We start from the raw sequence: 24105 nt of genomic DNA on the forward strand, positions 1-24105 counted from the left end.
CAGGGCAAGATCGCGAACGTTTTTTAAGCAGGGCACGAGGATTTGACCGACCGAACAGGGTGTGATCTTATACTCTCTTTTACGGGAGTTTCGTCATGAACCATCAAGCGGCATTTACCCAATTCTTCTCCGAACTTGAAGACCCTCGTCAGACAACCAAAATCGCGTACCCCTTCTTCGATGTGGTTTTTCTCACCGTCTGTGCTGCTATTGGTGGAGCTCAAGGTTGGGAAGATATCGAGCTTTTCGGCGAGGCACATCTGGAATGGTTTCAGCGTAATGGATTGTTTCATAACGGATTACCTGTTCACGACACCATAGCCAGGATCATCTCCCGTATTCAACCGGAGCAATTCCAGAACGCCTTCGTCCGCTGGATGCAAGCAACATCAGAACGTACCGATGGTGAGCTGATTGCCATTGACGGCAAGACCTTACGCAGCTCTTACGACCGAGACAGTCGTCAGTCTACCATTCATATGGTCAGTGCCTTTGCCGCTGAGAATCGTCTGGTGCTCGGGCAAGTCAAAACAGATGAGAAATCTAACGAAATCACCGCCATTCCTGAATTACTGGCACTCCTCGATATAAAAGGCTGCCTGGTATCCATCGATGCCATGGGCTGCCAGACTGGAATAGCCTCAACCATAGTCAAGGGCGGTGGCGACTACTTGCTGGCGGTAAAAGGTAACCAGCCCACACTGCATAATGCAGTACGCGCAGCTCTGGCCGAGTCGACCAAGAAGCCGCTGAGTGAAGAAACGCTCAGTGTCGAGAAAGAGCACGGTCGCATCGATGGCCGCGAGTACCATGTGTTACCAGCCGGAGCACTATCAGAGCAATTTCCAGAGTGGAAATCGCTGAAGACTGTCGGTGTCGCAATATCCTATCGAATTGAAAATATGGAAAAATTTTCGATGGAGTATCGCTACTACATCAGCTCGGCTGAACTGACACCAGAGCAGTTTGCTTCAGCGGTACGAGGGCACTGGGCAATTGAAAATAGCCTGCACTGGGTTCTGGATGTCGTGATGAATGAGGATGCCTGCCAGATATATCGAGGTGATGCCCCTCAAATATTGGCCTGTGCACGACACATGGCGCAAAACATGCTGCGAGCCGAAACCAGCCGTAAGGCAAGCTTGCGGAAGAAGCAGCAATTTGCGGGCATGAGCAGCCCATATCTGGAAAAGGTATTGGATTCAGGGCTGGCTGAATTGAAGTCAATTTAACAATATGTTCACGCTCTCGCCCTGTCTTCATACAAAAGACCCTTCCCATCTTTTATATCAAATTGAATTTTTCTATTTATTAAATCACGAAGGTACAGATTATGTGATATTGAATGAATTAGAAGTCTAGAAGTATTACTTGCATCTAGAGCACCAATGAATGCTCTTAAAAATGGTGCTTTTGATTCGACTGAAAAGCTAGATTCTTCTAGTAAGTTTAAAATAAACTCAATTTTATCAACCACATTTTACCTCTACCATTATCCTGTTCATTGCTAGCTTGAAATTGAACGCTATGAATAGTTTTCCCTATCTAGCTGCTTTAAATTTCGTAGCTATATCAGGAACACGACCCCAACGGAGCTGGTTGCCAACTGAAGCATGCTATCCAATCGGGTAGGGGGTAAAAAGGGCAATCGGCGCATAATCTGTCCAAGATCAACAAATTAGTCATTGATTGGTTGTTATTTGTGCGCTTGAGCTGAAAGGGTAGTGTGATACACCTTGATTAGCCGGTGTCGAGCTCGTCACTTTTGTCGTGTCGATCACACTTCCCAGCCCGTCATCACCCTCGTCAGAGGTGGCATCCAGCATATATCTCTTTCTGATTACCCCTTTATTTTCAGTTGTTTGTAAATTTTTATCGCACCCTTGGCCTGTTTTGGTCTGATAAATGCTTTGTGGGGGGCTGGCCGCCTCTTTGCCTGTCGGCGGGCGGCCCGGTGTAACGAACCATTTAGGATCCCTCTCTATGAACAGCTTCGTGATTGCAGATCCCAGTCTCTGTATTGGGTGTCGTACCTGTGAGGTGGCCTGCGCCGTTTCACACCAGTCAGGGTCTTGCAGCGGGACCCTTGAGCGGGAGGGCGGCCTGCATCTTGCCATCGAGGATGGACATCTGGTCTCCAAGGACAGCTACTTTCAGCCGCGCCTGAAGGTGATCGTGGGCAGCAAGGTGACCACGCCGGTGCTCTGCCGCCAGTGTGAAGACAAGCCGTGCGCCATGGCCTGCCCGAACAATGCCATCGTCAGTGAGGATGGTTGCGTCAAGGTGTTGCAGGAGCGCTGCATCGGCTGCAAGTCCTGCGTGGTGGCCTGTCCTTACGGCGCCATGGCGGTGGTGCTCAAAGAGGTGGCACCCGCTGCCGATTCGCTCTTCAAGCGTCCGCAGACCAAGGCGCAGGCGCTCAAGTGCGATCTCTGCCGTCACCGCGAGGCGGGCCCGGCCTGTGTCGAGGTCTGTCCGACCCAGGCGCTGCGGCTGGTCACGCCGGAGCATCTTGAAAACCTGAACCGGCAGAAGCAGCTGGCCAGTGCCGAGGCACTGCTGGCGATGCCGGCGCGGGTGTGAGCGGGCTTGCCGAGCCGTTTTTCGTTAACAAACAAGAGTGTGAGTCATGAAAAAAGTCATTACCGTGTGCCCCTATTGCGGCACCGGTTGCAAAATCAACCTGCTGGTTGAAAACGACAAGGTGGTGGGGGCCGAAGGCGCCAACGGCCGGACCAACGAGGGGCAGCTCTGCCTCAAGGGCTATTACGGTTGGGATTTCTTGAACGACACCAACCTGCTGACCCCCCGTCTCAAGAGCCCGATGATCCGCCGCGAGCGCGGCGGCAAGTTCGAGGCCGTCTCCTGGGATGAAGCGATCGAGTTTGCCAGCAGCCGTCTGGCTGCCATCAAGGCGAAATATGGCCCGGACGCCATCATGACCACTGGCTCTGCCCGTGGCCCGGGCAATGAAGCCAACTATGTGATGCAGAAATTTGCCCGTGCGGTGATTGGGACGAACAACGTCGACCACTGCGCGAGGGTGTGACACGCACCCTCAGTCTCCGGTCTGGAGACAACTGTAGGCAACGGCGCCATGAGCAACGCCATTCCCGAAATTCAAGAGACCAAGTGCCTGCTGGTGTTTGGTTACAACGCTGCTGACTCTCACCCCATCGTCGCCCGCCATATCCTCAAGGCGAAGGCAAACGGGGCCAAGGTGATTGTGTGTGATCCCCGTATGGTGGAGACCGCCCGCATCGCCGATCAGTGGCTGCCGCTCAAAAACGGTTCCAACATGGCGCTGGTTAACGCCTTCGCCAACGTGTTGATCAATGAAGGGCTCTACAACAAGGCCTTTGTCGCCAACTACACCGAAGGGTTCGAGACCTTCAAGGCGACGGTGGCCAAGTACACCCCGGAATATGTGGAGGGGATCACCGGCCTGAAAGCTGCCGATATCCGCGCCGCCATTCGCACCTACGCCGAGTCACCTGCTTCCATGATCCTGTGGGGCATGGGGGTGACCCAGTACGGTCAGGCGGTGGACGTGGTCAAGGGGCTGGCGGGGCTGGCGCTGCTGACCGGCAACTTCGGTCGCCGCGGCACCGGCTGCGGGCCGGTGCGCGGTCAGAACAACGTGCAGGGCACCTGTGACATGGGGATGCTGCCCCACCAGTTCCCGGGTTATCAGTCGGTGGCCGATCCCGAGATCAGCGCCAAGTTCGCCAAGGCGTGGGGCGTGGAGTCACTTTCCCAAAAGCCCGGCTATCGCCTGACCGAGCTTGGCCACAAGGTGGAGGAGGGCAAGTGCAAGGCCTTCTACATCTTCGGTGAAGATCCGGCCCAGACCGAGGCAGATCTAGGTCAGTTCCGCCGCACTCTGGCGGGGATGGAGCTGGTGATCGTACAGGATATCTTCATGACCCAGACTGCCGAGATGGCTGATGTCATTCTGCCCGCTACCAGTTGGGGCGAGCACGAAGGGGTCTACAGCTCGGCAGATCGCGGCTTCCAGCGCTTCTACAAGGCGGTGACGCCCCCTGAGAACGTGAAGCCGGACTGGGCCATCTTCTCCTTGATGGCGACCGCCATGGGTTATCCCATGGAGTACCACAACACCGAACAGATCTGGGACGAGATGCGTGCGCTCTGCCCGCTCTATGCCGGGGTCAGCTACGACAAGATGGCCGATCTCAAGAGCGTGCAGTGGCCTTGCCCGACCGAGGATCACCCGGGCACCAGCACTTTGTTCGAGGGGAATGTGTTCACCACCCCGAGCGGCAAGGGTCAGCTGATTGCCTCCGAGTGGCGGCCGCCGCTGGAGCAGCCCTGTGCCGAGTACCCGCTGGTGCTCTCCACCGTGCGCGAGGTAGGTCACTACTCCTGCCGCTCCATGACCGGCAACTGCTCGGCGCTGCAAACCCTGGCCGATGAGCCGGGCTATGTGCAGATCCACCCGAGCGATGCCAAAAAGCTCGGGGTGAAGGATCAGGCGCTGGTCTGGATCTCGTCGCGCCGTGGCAAGGTGATCACCCGGGCCAACTACAACGACCGGGTCAACGCCGGGGTGGTCTATATGACCTACCAGTGGTGGATCGGGGCCTGCAACGAGCTCACCATCGAGCACGTCGATCCCGTCTCCCACACGCCGGAGTACAAGTACTGCGCGGTGAAGATCGAGCGCATCGACAATCAGCCTGAGGCGGAAGTGTACGTCCAGACTGAATACAGCGCGCTCAAGGCGAAATTGCGCAGCGCAGCCAAAGGCTGATCGCCCTAAAAAAGAGGTTCTGCACAAATAAGGGAACCCGACTCGGATTTATCGAGTCGGGCACCCTTTTATTACCCAAAAACAGGGGAGTAATTGATGCAACATGAAATTGGTCGCTTATTCGGAATTTTCTATATTGGCACCTATCTGGCGGCGATATTGCTGGGAATAGGTTGCTATATTTGGCGCGACGAGATGATATTTCTGCTGGGCTTCGGTTTTTTCGGCTGTTTTATGGCGGCGCGGCTTGCCATGAGCAGCGTATTTTCTGCCTTGAGTATTTCCAGTGCCTGGCTGATCGGGTTTATCTCCACCACCTTGATCAACGGCCTGTTGCTGGGGGTGATCACCCTGCTGGTCTACCTCACGCACCAGAGCGTCACCGCCGAGCTTGCCGACAACGCCAGTTGGCTGCTGATGGCCTTCCAGAGCCTGTCGGCCCTCTTTATCTTCGGTGGCCTGAAGTGCTGCCACAGCCGGATCATCACCTCATAAATTGCCGAGGGATGGGCAGCAAACCCCATCTTGAAACCCGCAGCCAGCGAAGAGGAGAGGCAGATCTGACAGTTGACGGCGGCCCACTGTTCGGGCGCCTTAATTGAGATCAAGAACTGATGAAATAACCGGTTAAATATGGCCATCAGATATATTAAATCGGATTGTAATGAAATTTGAGCTCATCTATGATGAGTCGCCATTCCAATATATCCCCCGATAACGATGTTACTTTTTGTTGTCGTTCGTTAATAACAACTTTGGAATTGCAACATGCGACAATTTTCGTCACCGCTTTTCTTATTGGCAGCCGCTATTACGGGCTGTGGCTATTTATTTTGGTGACGAGTGCTTGTCGTGATGCGATGGCATGGACAGCCTGACTGGTGACTAAATCGATATAACGTGAGGCCGCAATGCTAAATGTGAGTGCCATCCCCCTGGACGAGATCTCTCCCATCTGGGACGACGGTTTCCTCCTGCTCTCCAAATCCCTCCTGTCGGCCGTGACGCTCGATGATTTTATCCACAAACTCAACAAGATAGATGCCAGCTTCGGCGGCGTAACCCGGGTCAACCTGATCCTCAACATGGGTGCGGACGAGGAGGCCATCTTCTACTTCATGGGACATTCCGGCCCAAAGCATCTGGTCTGCCCCAAGGCAGAGCTGCACCTCTCCCCCCGTCCTGCCAAAGAGACCCCGGAACAGGCCATCATTCTCGCTGCCGCCCGCTTTGAGAATCGCTGCCCGGCTCTGGATCGCGAAGGGGTCTACGGGGGGCTGCGCTCCTACTGCCAGCTCCCCATCACCACCGCCCGCAGCCACCTTGGCGGGGTCGAGTTTATCAACACCCAGCTCGACAGCTTCACCATGGAGACCCTGGCCAAACTGACCCAGCTGGCGGCCATTATCGCCATTGCGCTGGAGAACGTGCTCGACAAGGAGCGCACTCTGGAGCAGGCCAACTCCCTGCGCCTTGAGCGCGACAGCTGCAAAATTCTGGTAGATGTGACCAACGCGGTGATCAAACTGGTGCGCATCGCCGAGCTGCCCAAGAGCCTGTTTACCATCCTGCACCACCACTTCGGCATCAGCAGCTTGTGTCTGGCCGAGTACAACGCTACCTCTGACAGCTTCAAGAGCTATCTGGTCAATCAGCACCAGAGCGAGCAGCCGGGCATCATCGATCACTCCTGTTTTGAAAAGAAGTGCCTGCAGGGGGCGCTTGGCCATAGCGAGCCGTTTTTTGTCTATCGCGAACATGGCCACGGTTGCAGCAATCGCTGCCGCTTTACCTCCCAGATCCTGCCGCCCGAGGCCGACAGCTCCTGCATTTTGCCGCTGCGTTATCGGGGCAACCTGCTGGGGGTGTTGATCCTCTCGCACCCCAACGCCGACTTCTTTGCCGATATCGATATCTCCTTGCTGGAGCAGGTGGCGGCGCGCACGGCCATTGCCATGAACAACGTGCAGGCGCAGCAGGAGATCTCCAACACCAACGGCGCCAAAGAGAAGACCATTCGCATCAACGAGCCGCAGATGCAGGGGGAGTTCCCTCACATCATCTACCAGAGCGCGGTGATGGAGAGCGTGCTGGAGAAGGTGCGGCTGGTGGCCGAGAGCGACAGTACCGTGCTGATCCTTGGCGAGACCGGTTCCGGCAAGGAGCTGATCGCCCAGGCCATTCACGCCCTGAGTGCCCGCCACGACCACGAGATGGTGAAGGTGAACTGCGCCGCCATCCCGACCGGCCTTATCGAAAGCGATCTGTTTGGCCACGAAAAGGGGGCCTTTACCGGCGCCTTGACCCAGCGGATCGGCCGCTTCGAGCGGGCCCACAAGGGCACCCTGTTCCTCGATGAAGTGGGGGATATGCCGCTGGACTTGCAGCCCAAACTGTTGCGGGTATTGCAGGAGCACGAGCTGGAGCGGGTGGGCAACAGCAACCCCATCGCAGTGGATGTGCGGCTGGTGGCCGCCACCAACTGCGATCTGCTCTCCATGGTCAAGAACAAGCGTTTCAGAAGCGATCTCTACTACCGCCTCAACGTCTTTCCCATCGAACTGCCACCCCTGCGCGAGCGGCGCGAGGATATTCCGCTACTGGTCAATTTCTTTATCAAGAAGATCGCCAAGCGGATGCGCCGCACCATCACCTCGATCCCCGCCGATGCCATGAAGATGCTGGTGTCGCTGCCCTGGTACGGCAATATCCGCGAGCTGGAGAACGTCATCGAGCGCGCCGTGGTGATGACCCGCGGCCATGTGCTCAACCTCTCGCCCGATGAGCTGATGCCGCTCAAGGGCTACCACAAGATTGAGACTCTGGTGTATGACGAGCCCGCCACGCCGCTCTTTGCCGAGGAGGGGCCGACCGATGAGCGCGAGGCGATCATCGCCGCCCTGCGTGACTGCAACGGCATCGTCGCTGGCGAGCGGGGGGCGGCCAACCGCCTCGGCATGAAGCGCACCACCTTGCTTTCGAAAATGAAGCGGCTCGGCATTTCAGCCAGAGATCCCGAGATCATTGACGGGGTTGCACCATGAGAGAGGCAATTGAGCTTGAGGCGCGTAGTGAGCGGAGCGAGCAAAAACAGAACGAACAGTGCGAGCAGAGAGAACAGAACGAACTGGCCCGCTGCGCCATCCATCGCGAGGTGGTGCACTACCGCGCCGATACACTGACCTGCGACAGCGAAATGGCGCTCCCCTCCGAGACGCCGGTGGCGCTGGTCTACAACGGCATCGCCCACAGCGTGATGATGTGCTCGGCCTCCGATCTGGAGGATTTTGCCATCGGCTTTTCGCTATCCGAGGGGATCATCGACAGCCTGCTCGATATCCACGACATCGAGCAAATCGACGGCTGTCAGGGGATTGAGCTGCATATCACCCTTGCCAATCGCTGCGTCCATCGCCTCAAAGAGAAGCGGCGCACCCTGGCGGGCCGTACCGGTTGCGGCATCTGTGGCAGCGAGAGTCTGGAGCAGGTGATCCGCACCCAGCCAAGCTTGCCCGATAGTCAGCGTCTGGCGGTGGGCCATATCGACAAGGTATTGAGCGCGCTGCGCCCGCTTCAGCTGCTGGGTCAGCGCACCGGCGCCACCCATGCGGCTGTGCATCTGGATGGTGAGGGCAATATTCTCGCCATCCGCGAGGATGTGGGGCGCCATATTGCGCTGGACAAGCTGGTGGGGCATTTGCAACGCAGCGGTCGCCGTGATGGCGCCATTCTGGTGACCAGCCGCGCCAGCTTCGAGATGGTGCAAAAGTGTGCCAGTGCCGGAGTGGAAATATTGCTCGCCATCTCCGCTGCCACCGAACTGGCGGTCGAGCGGGCCGAGCAGACCGGGCTCACCCTGGTGGGCTTTTGCCGCCCCGGAAGGGCCGAGATCTACAGCGGCTGCCAGCGTATCCTGCTCAAGTAATGGCAAGGCCGTGAACCCGTTAAACGGGTCATAAAAACAGGCAATGAAAAAGGGCGGGGAGTGTGACTCCCCGCCCTTGTTGTCTCTACTTCTGTAGCGGCTTAGCGCGCCAGCAGGATACGCAGCATGCGGCGCAGCGGCTCGGCGGCGCCCCACAGCAGCTGATCACCCACGGTAAAGGCGGCCAGATACTCAGGGCCCATATTGAGTTTGCGCAGACGGCCCACCGGAATGCTGAGGGTGCCGGTAACGGCAGCCGGAGTCAGCTCGCGGGCGGTGATGTCGCGATCGTTGGGGATCACTTTCACCCAGTCGTTGTGGGCAGCCAGCAGGGCTTCGATCTCCGCCAGCGGCACATCCTTTTTCAGCTTGATGGTGAACGCCTGGCTGTGGCAGCGCAGGGCACCGATCCGCACACAGAGACCATCCACCGGAATGACGGCGTTCTCGATACCCAAAATCTTGTTGGTTTCGGCCTGACCCTTCCACTCTTCACGGCTCTGGCCGTTGTCGAGCTTGGTGTCGATCCAGGGGATAAGGCCACCGGCCAGCGGCACGCCGAAGTTGTCCACCGGCAGGGTGCCGGAGCGGGTCTTCTCGGTGATCTTGCGCTCGATGTCGAGAATGGCGGAGGCAGGATCGGCCAGCTCAACCGCCACTTCGTCGCGCAGCATCCCCATCTGGGTGACCAGCTCGCGCATATGGCGGGCACCGCCACCGGAGGCAGCCTGATAGGTAGCCACGCTCACCCACTCCACCAGGTCGGCCTTGAACAGGCCGCCGAGGGCCAGCAGCATCAGGCTGACGGTGCAGTTGCCGCCAACGAAGGTCTTGATGCCATCGTTCAGGGCCTGCTCGATAACGTCGCCGTTGACCGGATCCAGAATGATGACGGCGTCTTTCTCCATCCGCAGGGAGGAGGCGGCGTCAATCCAGTAACCTTGCCAGCCAGCGGCTTTTAGGCGCGGATAGACATCCTTGGTGTAGTCGCCGCCTTGGGCGGTGATGATGATATCCTGCTTGGCCAGCGCCTCGATATCGAAGGCGTCTTGCAGAGTACCGGCATCGACGCCGAAGTTGGGAGCGGCCTCACCGGCCTGGGAGGTGGTGAAGAATGTGGGTTGAATATGGGCGAAATCCTGCTCTTCCTGCATCCGGCTCATCAGAACCGATCCCACCATGCCACGCCAACCGACCAAACCTACTTTTTTCATATTGTCCTACCCTGGATTGCTGCTAAAGAAACTCGTGGTGACACCCGTAACCCCTTGTCTGGCGACGCCTGTTTACAAGCGGTTTACAGGCCATTTAAAAAATATGCGCTGCGAAAAATGCGTCTATCCACATTACGGATTGTGACGGCTTGCGCAAGTCGAATTGCGCAATATTCTGTGCCGTTTGCTGCATTAACCGGCAGCCAGACTACCGCTCAGGCAGACGGGGAGGGAGAAGGTCAACATCAGACGAAAAGGCCACCGTTTATGGCGGTGGCCTGTCAATAAAGCGGTTGAGAACGTCCTCTGCTGCTGTCTGGGGGGCGCAGTTGGCGTGTGAAACAGCCCGACTGTGTGGGCGTCTAGCCGTAACGGGCGAGGGTCAACCCCTCATCGCTGATGGCGGGCTCGCTGCCGCTGATAAGATCGCACAACAGCTGACCCGAACCGGCCGCCATGGTCCAGCCCAGGGTGCCGTGGCCGGTATTGAGCCAGAGGCCGGGAATGGGGCTCGGCCCCACCAGCGGGGTGCCATCCGGCGTCATGGGGCGCAGGCCGGTCCAGAACTCGGCTTGGCTGATATCGCCCCCCTCGGGGAAGAGATCGCCCACCACCATCGCCAGGGTGTCGTGGCGCCTCGGATTAAGGGCGAGGTTGTAGCCCGACAGCTCCGCCATGCCGCCGACCCGGATCCGCTCGTCAAAACGGGTGATGGCCACCTTGTAGGTCTCATCGAGCACGGTACTGCGCGGCGCGGCCTCGGCATTGATCATCGGCAGGGTGAGGGAGTAGCCCTTGACCGGATAGACCGGCAGTTCGAGCCCGAGCGGGCGCAGCAGCGGCCGTAGAAAACCGGTGGCATAGCTGCCGAGCGCACAGACGATGGCATCGGCACGATAGCGCTGCTCGCCCGCCCGTACCGCCACGGCGCGGCCGCGGGCTTGCTCAATCTCGTCGATGTCGCAGTTGAAGACGAACTTGACCCCGAGCTTCTCGGCTTCAAGGGCAAGGGCCTTGGTGAAGCGGAAGCAGTCGCCGGTCTCGTCGCCGGGCAGACGCAAGCCGCCGACGATTTTGCCGCGCACCCGCGCCAGCGCAGGCTCTGCCGCCTCGCAGCCGCTGGCATCCAGTGACTGGTAAGGGACGCCATACTCCTCCAGCACCTCGATATCGCGCTGACTGGCATCGAGCTGGGATTGGCTGCGAAACAGCTGCAGGGTACCGAGCTGGCGCCCTTCGTAATCGATGTTGAGATCGTCGCGCAGCAGCTTCATGCAGTCGCGGCTGTATTCGGCGAGCCGCACCATGCGCCCCTTGTTGGTGGCATAGGCGGTCGGGGTGCAGTTGGCGAGCATTCTGAGCATCCAGCGTAGCTGGAAGGGGTCGGCAGTGGGGCGCACGGTGAAGGGGGCATGCTTTTGCAGCATCCACTTGGCGGCCTTGAGGGGAATGCCGGGGGCCGCCCAGGGGGCCGCATAACCCGGGGATATCTGCCCGGCGTTGGCATGGCTGGTTTCAAGGGCGACGCCACTCTGCCGCTCCAGCAGGGTCACCTTGTGGCCCGCTTTGGCCAGATACCAGGCGCTGGTTACCCCAATTACGCCGCCACCGAGAACCACTATCTCCATATCGTCTTTCCTTGACTGATCTCCTGATGTGGCCACCACCATAATCAGCCGCCACAGGATATTCAACCGCTCTACGCAGGATTGGGATCTCCGTCTGCTTGCCAGTCACAAGCTGGTGTTTGGTGCGATGGTGAGCCTGATTGCCAGCGTAAATTGCTGTGCTGCTGTCAGGGGGATGTGTCAGGAGGCATGGCCCGCTTACAGCTGCTCCAGCTTGATCAGGTACTGCTCCGCCGTCGCCAGAATGGCCTGCTGCTGTTCGGCGGCTTGGCCATCCCAGTTGGCATAGGGGAGGGCGAGGCGGGGATTGCCGCCAAGTTTGTCCCGATTGCGCCAGAGAAAGTGCCAGTAGAGGCTGTTGAAGGGGCAGCTCCCATCACCGTGGCGGGCTTTGACCTGATAGTGACACCCCTTGCAGTAGTGGCCCATCCGCTCGAGATAGGCGCCGCTGCTGGCGTAGGGCTTGCTGCCCATCAGGCCGCCATCGGCAAACTGGCTCATGCCGCGGGTGTTGGGCAGCTCCACCCACTCGATGGCATCCACATAGATGCCGAGATACCAGGCATCCACCTCGTCAGGATCGAGCCCCGCCAACAGGGCAAAGTTGCCGGTCACCATCAGCCGCTGGATATGGTGGGCGTAACCGTGCTCAAGAGACTGGCCAATGGCGTGACGCACGCAGGCCATCTTTGTTTCTCCATTCCAGAAGAAACCGGGCAGCGGCCGGTTGGCCACGAGAAAATTGGTCTGCTTGTAGTCGGGCATCTTCTCCCAGTAGAGGGCACGGACAAACTCGCGCCAGCCGAGAATCTGGCGGATAAAACCCTCCACCTGCGCCAAGGTGATGGTGGCCTGATTGGCCTGCCAGTGGGCTTCGGCGGCGCGGATCACCTCAAGCGGATGAAGCATCTTGCTGTTGAGGGAAAACGACAGTCGGCTGTGAAACAGACTCCAGCCCCGCTCGCTCAGGGCATCCTGATAGCGGCCAAAATGAGGCAGGCAGTGGGCCAGAAAATGGGCCAGCAGCTCGCGACTCTGGCGCCTTGTGATGGGCCACGGCAGTTGGCGGGCATCCGCCTTGCCGATGGTGCTGACCCCGTGGCGGGTCAGCATGGCATCAATCTCGCTCACCTCGTTGGCAAAGGTGAGGGGTTCCGGGATCGGCTGACGCTCCGGCAGCTTGGCGCGGTTCTCGTCATCAAAATTCCAGCGCCCGCCAAGGGGTTGGCCGCGCTCATCAAGCAGCACCCTGTATTGCTTGCGCAGGGCGCGGTAGAAGAACTCCATCCGGCTGTGGGGATAGCGCTGCCAGCCATCGCGGGGGGTGAGAAAATGTTCGCTCTCCACCTCGGTGGCAGGGATGGCAAGGCCCGCTGCCCAGCTTTTCAACTGGTTGGCGAGGCGCCACTCGTCCGGGCTCTGCCAGGCAAAGCTGTCGGCCTGATGCGCCGCGATTTGGGCTGCCAGCAAGCCGGGCAAGTCGGGCCAGCGGGCACTCTCATCAAGAGTCAGGTAACAGACGCGGTGGCCCGCTTGGGTGAGTGCTGCTGCGAAGGCGCGCATGGCGGCAAAGAAGGCCAGCACCTTCTGGCGATGGTGGTGGCAGTAGTCGGTCTCCTGGCGCAGCTCCGCCATCAGGTAGCAGACCGCCGGATCCGGGGTGCGAAACCAGCTGTGAGCGGCGTTCAGCTGATCGCCGAGAATCAGGCGCAGCTCCATCAGACTCGCTCCCCCTCAGGTTGCTGGCTGCTGTGACGAGCGTGGCGACAACGCTCGCTGCAGTAGCGAACCTCCTCCCAACTGCGTGCCCACTTGCGGCGCCAGCTGAAGGGGCGCAGGCAGACGGGGCAGATCTTCTCGGGCAGATAGGGTTTGCGATGCATGATGGCTTACGGCCTTGGCTGATGGGGGATGTGGCGTGTAGGTAGGGAGAATAACGAACCGGGGGCGCGGGCGGATCAACCTCACTGCCAGTTTGCCGCTCAGATGCGCACTTTGTGAGCGGGCGCACAGCCCTTCGGTGCGCCCCTTGTTTGCCAATTAACCAGCCGTTAACGTGGCGAGGCTGCCTGCTGGCAGCATCCATCAATGGACATGGTTTCATCGACATAGTTGGCCACCGACTGTCTACAACCGATATGGAGGGGAGTGATGCCAATCATGACAGCTACGCCCCGGGCAGCTTGCCTGCTCGCCCACTGGTATACCCGGGATCCCATTCTTACCTTCGACTTTCCTCACCGCTGATTGGCGGCACCCGCCGTTTGAATTTGTCAGCCGGACGACCCTGATCGCCCCGGCCTCTTTACCAATCCCGATTTCAAACACACTGGCCTTGCGCCGGTGAGGAGTCTTTTATGCGTCGTATACCCGAGCCGTTTCGTATCAAGATGGTCGAGCCCATCAAACAGACCACTGGCGCCGAGCGCCGCGCCGCCCTCGAGGCTGCTGGCTGGAACCCCTTCCTGCTGCTGGCCGAGGATGTCTATATCGACCTGCTGACCGACAGCGGCACCGGCGCCATGTCCGACCGTCAGTGGGCCAGCATCATGATGGGGGATGAGGCCTATGCGGGCAGCCGCAACTTCGTAGAGCTGGAGCGCGCAGTGCGCGATATCTTCGGCTATCAGCATGTGATGCCCACCCACCAGGGGCGCGGGGCCGAGCAGATCCTCTTCCCCGAGCTGGTCAAGCGCTGCAAGGGCAAGGCGCCGGTCTTTATCTCCAACTACCACTTCGACACCACCAAGGCCCACGTGGAGTTGGCTGGCGCGCGGGCCATCAACCTGCTCACCCCGAAAGCCCTCGACACCACGGCCCCTTATGCCTGGAAGGGGGATTTTGATCTTCCCCGCCTGACCGACACCATCGAGACCCTGGGGGCCGACAACGTGGCCGGCATCATCATCACGGTGACCTGCAACAGCGCCGGTGGTCAGCCGGTCTCCATGGCCAATATGGAGGCGGTCTCCGAGCTGGCCCATCGTCACCAGATTCCGGTGGTGATCGACGCCGCCCGCTTTGCCGAGAATGCCTGGTTTATCAAGGAGCGGGATCCGGCTTATGCCAAGTGCAGCATCAAGGAGATAGTGCGCCAGATGTTCGCGTTAGGGGACATCTTCACCATGTCGGCCAAGAAGGACGGGTTGGTCAATATCGGTGGGCTCTGCTGCTTCAAGGAAGATCTCGACCTGTTCCGCGCCGTGCAGGTGCGCTGCGTGGCGATGGAGGGGTTTGTCACCTACGGTGGCCTTGCCGGACGGGACATGGCGGCGCTCGCCATCGGCCTGCGGGAGGGGATGGATGAGGAGTATCTCATCTATCGTATCAGTCAGGTGGCCTATCTCGGCGAGCGGCTGGCCGAGGCGGGCATCCCGATCCAGACCCCCACTGGCGGCCATGCGGTCTTTGTGGATGCCAAGAAGCTGCTGCCCCATATTCCGGCCGAGCAGTTTCCGGCCCATGCGCTCGCCTGCGAGCTCTATCTGGAAGGGGGCGTGCGCGGGGTGGAGATTGGCTCCCTGCTGCTGGGGCGCGATCCCGCCACCGGCAAGCAGGAGGCGGCGGATTTTGAGCTGTTGCGTCTCACCATTCCGCGCCGGGTCTACACCCGGGATCACATGGACTATGTGGCCGACTGCTTGATCGCGCTGAAAGCGCGGGCCAGCGACATTCGCGGGCTCACCTTTGACTACGAGCCGCCGCTGCTACGCCACTTCACGGCGCGGCTGAAACCTGTCTGATCAGAAACCGGTCAGATGTGGTGATCAACCGCGCCAAACTGTGCAGATCACCGGTCGTTCCCGGTTAAACGGCCCAGTAAAAAAGCCCCCGCACCAAGGTGCGGGGGCTTTCGTTTATCGACGCAAAGCCGGGGTCAGACCGCCTGATACTCCAACTCGACCGAGCCCAGCGCCTTGAGGGTGGACTGGGCGGAGTCACGCTGGCTGATCTGGCCGTTTTTATTCTCCAGCAGCACGGCGCGGCGGATGGTGGCAAGATCTTCGCCATTAAGCACTGCATGGGCGCAGGCCATCTGCATCGGCGGCAGGCTGGGGTTGAAGGCGGCGTTCTCGGCGTAGCGGCCAGAGAAGATGCGGCCATCGGCAAACTGCAGCGCCACCGCGGCATAGCCCTGGCTATAGGGGGCGTAGCTTTGACGGGCGGCGGCCAGCGCGGCTTGCCACAGCGGGTCTTCGCTTTGAAGTTCAAGCTCTGCGTGATCCTGCGGGCTCATCAGCGCATCCGTGATGTCGAGATCCGCCGGGCCAAACGAGTGGGGCAGGAAGGATTGCAGGGCGCTCAGGTCATCGGGCAGAGAGACTTTCAGGATCTTGGCGGTGCTCAGCTCGTTCATGAACTGACGGCAGTGGCCGCAAGGGGTGTAGTTGACGGTGATTTCGCTGATCCCGGTCTCGCCACCCAGCCAGGCGTTGGAGATGGCGGACTGCTCGGCGTGAACCGAGTGGAACAGACCTTGCCCAGCAAACTCCATGTTGGCACCGAAGTACCAGCTGCCGCTCAGGCCGCAGGCGATGGCACCGACATAAAACTTGGAGATGGGGGCCACAGAACAGGCGGCGGCCAGCGGCAACAGGGCGAGGCGCAGGGCGCGATCATCGAGGCCTGTGGCGGCTTTCAGGGTGGCGACTTGCTCCGGCGTGAAGCGGGCGTTGAAGTCGGCACTATCCAGCATGGGCTGCACGGCTGCTTTGAGCGGGGCAGAGAGGGTATCGAATGGCTTGGCAAAACGGGGATGCATAGTGTGTCCTCAAAGGCCAATTGGGCGGCCATTGTAGGGAGCAAGCTCGGGTAAATGTGTGAGCAGGCTCACGCCCTGACGGGCAAACGGAGGGGGATGGTAATGGAAACGTTTGTCTTGTGCAAATTGTGCGGCAGGTCGCACCCCGAGAGGCCAGCAGGCCCCCCGGAATGGTCAACAGGTGGTCAATGGGGTCATCAGATCAGCCAGTGATAGATGGCAAAAAGGAGGGGAGCGACGGCCGCGGTGAGGATGCCGCACACCACCATGGCGAGCGATGCAAAGGCCCCCTGGGTGATCCCCTTCTCGGCGGAAGTAGCTGTGCCGATGGCGTGGGCACAGGCTCCCATGGCGAGCCCTTGGGCTTCCGGGTCGGTCACTTTCAGCAGTTTGAGCAGTGGATAGCCGATCAGGGCACCGACAATCCCCACCACCACCACCACGGCGGCCGCAATGGCGGGAATGCCGCCGATGGACTGGCTGACGCTCATGGCGAGCGGGGTGGTAATCGATTTGGTGGCAAGCGAAGCAAGTAGTGCCGGATCTGTGCCCATAAAGTGACCGATCAGCAGGGTTGTGCACACCGAGATCAAGACGGAGGCGAGGGTACAGATTAGGATGGGCTTGAGCTTGGCCTGGATCTGGCGCGCCTGCTGATAGAGCGGCAGCGCCAGCGCCACTACTGCGGGCTCCAGCAGCATGGTAATGGGGCTGCTGCCGCGCTCGTACTGCTCAAGTGGCAGATCAAACCAGAGCAGCAGGCCGATGATCACCGCGGTCGGCACCAGCACCGGATTGATGATGGGCCAGGGCAGGCGGCGATAGAGGGCGCGGGTGGCGAAATAGAGCGCCAGGGTCAGGGGAATGGCTAGCCAGAAGATCATTTGTTCATCCTCTGGTAGAGCCGACCGACGGTGGCGAGGATCAGCACAATCCCGAGCACGATGCAGAGCATGATGACGCCGAAGGATTGGCGCAGGGGCTCAAGCCAGGCCACCAGTCCGACCGCGACCGGCACGAACAAAACGCCCATGTGGCGCAGCAGCAAACCTGCGCCCAGCTCGACCCAGTGCAGCTTTATCAGCTGAAGGGAGAGCAGCACGAACAGCAGCAGCATGCCGATGATGCTGCCGGGAAAGGCGAAAGGCAGGATGGCTGCCACGGATTTGCCTGCCAGCAGGCAGGCGACGATGACCATAAAGTCACGAAAGTACAGCAAGGCGCGTTGCGCGATCACGTGAACCTCATCGACTGGGAAGAAAAATCGCAGTTTACCAGAGAGGCCGGGTCGCGGCATTAAAACAATAACAACTGAAATCAGTTCGTTTGAAGCTGATTTGATTGGCAATTTTTGAAAATTGTCTGATAGAACCCTTTTCGAACTACAAGGAGTAGTGATGACATCCCTCTTGTCCCGAGTTCGCCAGCTGGCGAACGATAATGTGTTGCCACCCCATCTGCTGCAAACCCGTCAGTGGGAAGGGCCCATGTGCCGGGTGCGACTCGACAACACTGGAGTTGATGCCACTCCGGTTGACCGCTGGGTGCTGTTTGATGGCAAGCTTGGCCTGCCGGTGGAGAGCGCCATTTATGGCGAAGGATTCCAGATGCTGGCCCAGACCATGGGTAGCTGGCAATCACCGCAACATGTCGGCCGTTGCCCCGATGCCAGCGTCTATCGCATCACTGATGACAAGGACTATCACACCATTCACAACCTGTTGCTGGTGGAGCATGGCAAGGGGTGGCTGCTGCTCGCCTTTGCCAGCTGTCACCGTTTTGGCGGGGAGTTTCGCCTCTACCCTGATGGTCGCCTGCAGATCCTGATGAACTGCGAAGGGCGAAAACTTGCGGCTGGTGGGCACTGGCAGAGCGAGGCGCTGATCTGCCTTGAAGGGGCGGAGCGCGAGGATCTGCTGGCCGAGCTGGCACGGTTGATCGAGGCCGAGCACGGCTCGCTGATCGGCAAGGTGAGTGAGCGCCCGAGCGGCTGGTGCTCCTGGTATCACTACTACGCCGAGGTGAGCGCTGCCGATATTCGCGAGAACCTGCAGGTGCGTGCCGAGCGTTTCCCGGCCCTGCGCTATGTGCAGATCGACGACGGCTATCAGGCCAAAATGGGTGACTGGCTCACTCCATCGGCCAAGTTCGAGCAAGGTGTTGCTGCATTGGCTGCGGAGATCAAACAGGCTGGCTGCGAGCCCGCCCTCTGGGTCGCTCCCTTTATTGCAGAGCCCACTTCGCAGCTGTTTCAGGATCACCCCGACTGGTTTGTGAAGGGGGATGACGGTCTGCCGTTGCCCTCCGAGCGGGTCACCTATGGCGGCTGGCGCTGCACCCCCTGGTATGTGCTGGACGGCACCCACCCCGAGGTGCAAGCGCACCTTGAGCAGGTGTTCCGCACCCTGCGCGAACAGTGGGGCATCCACTACTTCAAGCTCGATGCCAACTTCTGGGGCGCCATCCACGGTGGCCGTTTCCACGATCCGGCTGCCACCCGTGTTGAAGCTTATCGGCGTGGTATGGCCGCCATCCTGCGTGGTGCTGGTGAAGGCGCTTTCCTGCTCGGTTGCAATGCCCCCATCTGGCCAAGCCTTGGGCTGGTGCACGGCATGCGGGTGAGCGATGACGTGGAGCGCAATGGCCACCGCTATCGCCAGATTGCCCGCGAGGCCTTCTGCCGCGCCTGGCAGAATGACAAGCTCTGGGCCCTCGACCCCGACTGCATTTGCCTGCGGGATCTACCGAGCCAGCAGGCAAGTAAGGCTGAATACAGTTTCCATCTGGCTGCACTGGTGGCGAGCGGTGGCATGATGCTGGCGGGTGATCGACTGCAGGATCTCGATGAGGAGCAGGCGGCGCACCTTCGCAAGCTGTTGGCGCTCTGTGCGGCCCGGTCACCCTCTGCCCGTTTCGAGTCGATGGACTTTGCCTGCGGTGAAGTGAGCCTGCCCGAGGGCGGCACTCTGCTCTGCCTCTTCAACTGGGAGGGGCAACCACAGGAGTTTCTGCTGCCGGAAGGGGGAACTGATTTTTGGCAGGGGCAGGCAGTCGGCACAACCGTGACCCTGCAAGGGGGCGAGGGGCGGGTGATCCACTACACCTGATCACAGCCTCACCATAAACAATTCAGGCTCCATCACGGAGCCTGAATTGTTTCAATTAGCGGTTATCAGTCACGTTTTTCAGTAACGCCACTCAAAACCAACGGCGTATTTGGCAGAGCCATAGCCCGGGATATCACTGCCGGAGGCGATCGCCTTGAGGGTTAGCAACGGGGTGATGGGCACCCCCAGACCAAAACCGATGGCCAGCTGATCATTGGGGTTCCCCATCAGATCGACCCGCATCACTCGATAGAGGGACATATCCTCGCTCAGGTGCATATAGGCTTGCGAAGCGCGGTTATAGACCTGACCAAACACCTCCAGCTGGAAACCTGACTGGGCGCTGATGGCCAGCGGTACCCCGACAAACTTGTAGAGATGGGAGCCGTTGAAGTAGCTGTTGGTGATCAGGGGAGTGAAATCAGTCTGCTGATAAAGGGTGTTGAAGTTCTGTTCTACGATGCGATAGGTCTGCTCGGGCAGGCGAGCAAGATAATCCGGCACATCGAACCGGTATGCGGCGTTGGCTGCCAGCGGCAGCAGGGCCAGTAATCCGAGCAGTGCGTGGTGACGAGGCATCAGCAAATGGCTTCCGTTCGGCCAAAGAGATCTCTTGCTTGGGAGACATCCGCTCAGGATGTTGCAAGATATTGGTTTTTGGGGAAATCCCCTTCGTCATTATGACCTGAAGAAGGGGATGGGCGGGAAGGATTTATTGTGAAACTACTCACAACTCATAAATCTTCCAGATAGTGATAAAGACTCTTTAGAATCGCAAAGTTCCGTTCGTTACTCTGGTTCTGCTCGGCCAACGCCTCGAGACGGGGCACATAGTCCGGCAGACGGCGGCTGAAGTAGTCGCTGCAGTGCAGGCGCCAGCGTTTCTGCTCCGCTTCGCTCAAGGTGTGCGGCCAGTTGCGGGCGCGGTAGCGGAACAGCATCTCCGGCAGCCGGGAGTCGGTAAAGGTGAACTCCCGCTCACCCAGCAGATCCGCGGGGGTGGCACGCACCAGATCCATGGTGGACTTGTCGCCATGGCCAAAGAATCCGGCGTAGAGCTGGGTATCGGGGTCGCTCTCATTGCTGCCGGCGAACTCCTGATTGAACACTTCCACCAGTTTTTCCCGTACCTCGGGGTGGGCGCGCAGCAGATCCAGGCTCTTGCGGCACTGCTCTCGATTGATGCCGAGCTCGTCGGCACGCTCCGCCGTCAGGGTGGCGGCCGGTGCCAGCACCGGGCACTTATTGATGTGCACCAGTTTGACCGGAATGCCCGCCAGATCCCCCAGCTCCTCTTTTTTGGTATAGAGGCGCTCGCGGATCTCCTCGCTGGTGAGTTCAATGAGCGGGGTAGGATCGCGGGTCAGATCCACCATGATCACCGCGTTCTGGTTGGTGGGGTGCCACGCAAGTGGCGAGACCCAGCTTGCACAACCCTGCCAGGGGGAGAACATACCAGAGACGTGCACCAGCGGCTTCATGGTCACCACGTCAATCAGCGCCTTCACCTTGTTCTTGTTGCGAAGGTCAAAGAGGTAACCAAACAGCTTGGGTTGGGCTTTTTTCACCAGCTTGGCCATCTCGATGGTGGCCAGCACGTCCGAGAGTGCATCGTGAGCATTGGCGTGGGCGACGCCGTTGGCGACCGTCAGCTTCTCCAGCCGGAAACTCGGCTTGCCCTCATCGTCAAACGCCCACTCGATCCCCTCCGGGCGCAGGGCATAGCAGGCTCGCAGCATGTCGAGAATATCCCAGCGGGAGTTGCCGTTCTGCCAGCTGTAGGCATAGGGGTCATAGAAGTTGCGATAGAGGGTATAACGAGTCACTTCATCATCGAAGCGGATGCTGTTGTAGCCAAGCACACAGGTATTCGGCGTGGCGAACTGCTCGTGGATCTGGCGAATGAAATCCGCCTCGCACAGCCCATCCTTCATCGCCTTTTGCGGCGTGATACCGGTAATCAGGCACGCCTCCGGATCCGGCAGATAGTCCGCCGGCGGCTTGCAGTAGATGACCAGCGGCTCGCCAATGATGTTGAAATCTGCATCAGTACGGATACCGGCAAACTGCGATGGCCTGTCCTTGGCGGGGCTGATGCCGAAGGTCTCGTAGTCGTGGAAATAGAAGGTAGGATTTGTCTGCTGGTTCATTTCGTGGTTCTGAATTGTGTCTATATGCTTGAAAAACAAGTCGTTATACGGAGTGTTATCTCAGATTGTCTCACTTTGTCCGATCTTGATTCAGTCCGTTTCAGACCAGTTTGGTACATATCTGTGTACACGTTAGGACGCGTTAATGTGTCAGTGAAAAATCAGATGACCAGTCACAGGAGAGTCATATGCCACTTACTGATACGAAGCTACGGGCCCTCTATGGTAAGCCCTACTTTGGCAAGACGGAATTGTCAGACCGTGATGGACTGTCAGCTCGGGTCACCGAGCGAGGCACCATCTCGTGGCAATATCGCTATCGCTGGCAAGGAAAAGCAGCGAGACTCAAAATTGGACGCTATCCCGACCTTAAACTCGCTGATGCCAGGGCGTTGATCCCTGCTATCCGTGGCGCTCTTGAACGTAATGAACATCCCAGAGTTTTCTGGGATAAACTCCACCAGAAGCATGATGTCACCCTGAAACAGTGCTGCGAGCATTTTCGTGAGCACCATTTGCCCAAGCTGCGGCCTCGTACGGTCATGCTCTATGAGCATACCATGCAGCGCTATTTCGAACCTCTGTTTATTGGTATTCCGGTGGAACAGATCCCGTTTTCGAGCTGGCTGGAGTGGTTTGATAAGATTGGCAAGAAAAAGCCGAAAAACGCAGGGCATTTATTGCGCAGGTTAAAATCCATACTTAGTTTTTGTATTCGGCGTAATCTCATTGGCGGCTCCCCGGTGCTGCAATTACGCACCGAAGATGTGGGCTCTCAACCTGAGAGAGGCTCTCGTGTGTTGACCATGCGTGAACTCGCTCAGATTTGGATTGCATTTGAACAGAGCAGGGCCAGCCGCGGATTAAAATTGGCAGCCAAATTGGTGATCCTACTTGGCTGTCGCAGCGGCGAGGCATTGGGTGCGCAGTGGAGTGAGTTTAATCTGGAGGAGCGAATTTGGACGGTTCCCGCTGCTCGAGCCAAATGTGGTGCGCCAATACGTCGGCCTATTCCTGGCAGGGTGATGATGTTGCTGCAAGAAGCGGCAGCGAGATCTCGGCTAAGGGGAGGGCCAGTATGTCGCTCGCCAGTGAATCCAAAAAGATCGTTGAGCAGTGCGTCTCTGATCCAGTTAGCAGAGCGTGTTCGAGATAAACTGGATCTGCCGTATTGGCGTATGCACGACATGCGTCGAACGTTGAGTACGCGTTTATCGGAAGAGCGAGTTCTACCACAGGTCACAGAAAAAATGCTTGGTCACAGGATGGCGGGTGTCATGGCTATATACCAGGGCAAGATCGCGAACGTTTTTTAAGCAGGGCACGAGGATTTGACCGACCGAACAGGGTGTGATCTTATACTCTCTTTTACGGGAGTTTCGTCATGAACCATCAAGCGGCATTTACCCAATTCTTCTCCGAACTTGAAGACCCTCGTCAGACAACCAAAATCGCGTACCCCTTCTTCGATGTGGTTTTTCTCACCGTCTGTGCTGCTATTGGTGGAGCTCAAGGTTGGGAAGATATCGAGCTTTTCGGCGAGGCACATCTGGAATGGTTTCAGCGTAATGGATTGTTTCATAACGGATTACCTGTTCACGACACCATAGCCAGGATCATCTCCCGTATTCAACCGGAGCAATTCCAGAACGCCTTCGTCCGCTGGATGCAAGCAACATCAGAACGTACCGATGGTGAGCTGATTGCCATTGACGGCAAGACCTTACGCAGCTCTTACGACCGAGACAGTCGTCAGTCTACCATTCATATGGTCAGTGCCTTTGCCGCTGAGAATCGTCTGGTGCTCGGGCAAGTCAAAACAGATGAGAAATCTAACGAAATCACCGCCATTCCTGAATTACTGGCACTCCTCGATATAAAAGGCTGCCTGGTATCCATCGATGCCATGGGCTGCCAGACTGGAATAGCCTCAACCATAGTCAAGGGCGGTGGCGACTACTTGCTGGCGGTAAAAGGTAACCAGCCCACACTGCATAATGCAGTACGCGCAGCTCTGGCCGAGTCGACCAAGAAGCCGCTGAGTGAAGAAACGCTCAGTGTCGAGAAAGAGCACGGTCGCATCGATGGCCGCGAGTACCATGTGTTACCAGCCGGAGCACTATCAGAGCAATTTCCAGAGTGGAAATCGCTGAAGACTGTCGGTGTCGCAATATCCTATCGAATTGAAAATATGGAAAAATTTTCGATGGAGTATCGCTACTACATCAGCTCGGCTGAACTGACACCAGAGCAGTTTGCTTCAGCGGTACGAGGGCACTGGGCAATTGAAAATAGCCTGCACTGGGTTCTGGATGTCGTGATGAATGAGGATGCCTGCCAGATATATCGAGGTGATGCCCCTCAAATATTGGCCTGTGCACGACACATGGCGCAAAACATGCTGCGAGCCGAAACCAGCCGTAAGGCAAGCTTGCGGAAGAAGCAGCAATTTGCGGGCATGAGCAGCCCATATCTGGAAAAGGTATTGGATTCAGGGCTGGCTGAATTGAAGTCAATTTAACAATATGTTCACGCTCTCGCCCTG

19 protein-coding genes are annotated in these 24105 nt (G+C 58.5%); 10 read left to right on the forward strand and 9 right to left on the reverse strand.

Going from position 1 to position 24105, the window contains the following annotated elements; all coding sequences use genetic code 11:
- Nucleotides 1-95: 95 nt before the first annotated feature.
- From AB5Y84_RS12250 to fdhD, 6 genes are all read left to right on the forward strand, one after another.
- Complete coding sequence (locus AB5Y84_RS12250; protein WP_024943479.1) at nucleotides 96-1232, forward strand: ISAs1 family transposase; 1137 nt, start codon at nucleotides 96-98, stop codon at nucleotides 1230-1232.
- A gap of 751 nt (nucleotides 1233-1983) precedes the next feature.
- A complete protein-coding gene (locus AB5Y84_RS12255; protein WP_033112617.1) occupies nucleotides 1984-2583 on the forward strand; it encodes a 4Fe-4S dicluster domain-containing protein in 600 nt (199 codons plus the stop codon).
- Nucleotides 2584-2629: 46 nt separating this feature from the next.
- The gene (fdhF, locus tag AB5Y84_RS12260) at nucleotides 2630-4774 is read left to right on the forward strand and encodes a formate dehydrogenase subunit alpha (protein ID WP_368177032.1); all 2145 of its coding nucleotides are present in this window, start codon (nucleotides 2630-2632) and stop codon (nucleotides 4772-4774) included.
- Nucleotides 4775-4870: 96 nt separating this feature from the next.
- The gene (locus tag AB5Y84_RS12265; protein ID WP_139411806.1) at nucleotides 4871-5269 is read left to right on the forward strand and encodes a hypothetical protein; all 399 of its coding nucleotides are present in this window, start codon (nucleotides 4871-4873) and stop codon (nucleotides 5267-5269) included.
- Between the two features lie 416 nt (nucleotides 5270-5685).
- Nucleotides 5686-7818: a sigma 54-interacting transcriptional regulator gene (locus tag AB5Y84_RS12270; RefSeq protein WP_368177033.1), complete on the forward strand. Its 2133-nt coding sequence runs from the start codon at nucleotides 5686-5688 to the stop codon at nucleotides 7816-7818.
- Nucleotides 7815-8699 (forward strand): formate dehydrogenase accessory sulfurtransferase FdhD, encoded by an 885-nt coding sequence (fdhD, locus tag AB5Y84_RS12275; RefSeq protein WP_368177034.1) that lies wholly within the window; start codon nucleotides 7815-7817, stop codon nucleotides 8697-8699. Before AB5Y84_RS12270 ends, fdhD begins: the two co-directional genes overlap by 4 nt.
- A gap of 101 nt (nucleotides 8700-8800) precedes the next feature.
- On the opposite strand, the gene asd is transcribed toward fdhD, so the two are convergent.
- The 4 genes from asd to AB5Y84_RS12295 all read right to left on the reverse strand — a co-directional run bounded on the left by asd (nucleotide 8801) and on the right by AB5Y84_RS12295 (nucleotide 13424).
- Nucleotides 8801-9913, reverse strand: coding sequence for an aspartate-semialdehyde dehydrogenase (gene asd / locus AB5Y84_RS12280; protein WP_005345266.1), 1113 nt, complete (start codon nucleotides 9911-9913; stop codon nucleotides 8801-8803).
- A gap of 362 nt (nucleotides 9914-10275) precedes the next feature.
- On the reverse strand, nucleotides 10276-11583 hold the full coding sequence (locus tag AB5Y84_RS12285; protein ID WP_335832724.1) for a D-amino acid dehydrogenase: 1308 nt from the start codon (nucleotides 11581-11583) through the stop codon (nucleotides 10276-10278).
- A gap of 156 nt (nucleotides 11584-11739) precedes the next feature.
- A complete protein-coding gene (locus tag AB5Y84_RS12290; protein ID WP_368177035.1) occupies nucleotides 11740-13260 on the reverse strand; it encodes a cryptochrome/photolyase family protein in 1521 nt (506 codons plus the stop codon).
- Nucleotides 13260-13424, reverse strand: a complete 165-nt coding sequence (locus AB5Y84_RS12295) for a DUF2256 domain-containing protein (protein ID WP_219594198.1) — start codon at nucleotides 13422-13424, stop codon at nucleotides 13260-13262. Before AB5Y84_RS12295 ends, AB5Y84_RS12290 begins: the two co-directional genes overlap by 1 nt.
- Before the next feature lie 474 nt (nucleotides 13425-13898).
- Here AB5Y84_RS12295 and AB5Y84_RS12300 point away from each other — a divergent pair, with 474 nt between their 5' ends.
- Nucleotides 13899-15284 carry a tryptophanase gene (locus tag AB5Y84_RS12300; RefSeq protein ID WP_368177036.1) on the forward strand — a complete coding sequence of 462 codons (1386 nt, stop codon included), beginning with the start codon at nucleotides 13899-13901 and terminating at the stop codon, nucleotides 15282-15284.
- A 134-nt stretch (nucleotides 15285-15418) separates the two neighbouring features.
- Here the strand turns inward: AB5Y84_RS12300 and cdd are convergent, their stop codons facing one another.
- From cdd to AB5Y84_RS12315, 3 genes are all read right to left on the reverse strand, one after another.
- Nucleotides 15419-16303: a cytidine deaminase gene (cdd, locus tag AB5Y84_RS12305; RefSeq protein ID WP_005345271.1), complete on the reverse strand. Its 885-nt coding sequence runs from the start codon at nucleotides 16301-16303 to the stop codon at nucleotides 15419-15421.
- A 197-nt stretch (nucleotides 16304-16500) separates the two neighbouring features.
- Entirely contained in the window at nucleotides 16501-17187 is a 687-nt protein-coding gene (locus AB5Y84_RS12310) for an LrgB family protein (RefSeq protein ID WP_005333281.1), read from the reverse strand.
- Nucleotides 17184-17540 (reverse strand): CidA/LrgA family protein, encoded by a 357-nt coding sequence (locus AB5Y84_RS12315; protein WP_005333279.1) that lies wholly within the window; start codon nucleotides 17538-17540, stop codon nucleotides 17184-17186. Before AB5Y84_RS12315 ends, AB5Y84_RS12310 begins: the two co-directional genes overlap by 4 nt.
- A gap of 160 nt (nucleotides 17541-17700) precedes the next feature.
- Between AB5Y84_RS12315 and AB5Y84_RS12320 the strand changes: the two genes are divergently transcribed.
- Nucleotides 17701-19410, forward strand: coding sequence for a glycoside hydrolase family 36 protein (locus tag AB5Y84_RS12320; protein ID WP_368177037.1), 1710 nt, complete (start codon nucleotides 17701-17703; stop codon nucleotides 19408-19410).
- Between the two features lie 78 nt (nucleotides 19411-19488).
- Here AB5Y84_RS12320 and AB5Y84_RS12325 read toward each other — a convergent pair whose 3' ends face one another.
- Both AB5Y84_RS12325 and sbcB read right to left on the reverse strand, forming a co-directional pair.
- Entirely contained in the window at nucleotides 19489-19989 is a 501-nt protein-coding gene (locus AB5Y84_RS12325; protein WP_005360277.1) for a hypothetical protein, read from the reverse strand.
- A gap of 155 nt (nucleotides 19990-20144) precedes the next feature.
- Nucleotides 20145-21560 carry an exodeoxyribonuclease I gene (sbcB, locus tag AB5Y84_RS12330; protein WP_368177038.1) on the reverse strand — a complete coding sequence of 472 codons (1416 nt, stop codon included), beginning with the start codon at nucleotides 21558-21560 and terminating at the stop codon, nucleotides 20145-20147.
- A 188-nt stretch (nucleotides 21561-21748) separates the two neighbouring features.
- On the opposite strand from sbcB, the gene AB5Y84_RS12335 reads away from it, so the two are divergent.
- Together AB5Y84_RS12335 and AB5Y84_RS12340 are read left to right on the forward strand one after the other, a co-directional pair.
- Entirely contained in the window at nucleotides 21749-22876 is a 1128-nt protein-coding gene (locus AB5Y84_RS12335) for a tyrosine-type recombinase/integrase (RefSeq protein WP_368177039.1), read from the forward strand.
- Nucleotides 22877-22944: 68 nt separating this feature from the next.
- Nucleotides 22945-24081 carry an ISAs1 family transposase gene (locus tag AB5Y84_RS12340; protein WP_024943479.1) on the forward strand — a complete coding sequence of 379 codons (1137 nt, stop codon included), beginning with the start codon at nucleotides 22945-22947 and terminating at the stop codon, nucleotides 24079-24081.
- The last annotated feature ends 24 nt before the right edge of the window (nucleotides 24082-24105 follow it).

It is taken from the genome of Aeromonas sp. s11 (genome assembly GCF_040907945.1).
GTDB classification, from domain to species: domain Bacteria; phylum Pseudomonadota; class Gammaproteobacteria; order Enterobacterales; family Aeromonadaceae; genus Aeromonas; species Aeromonas veronii.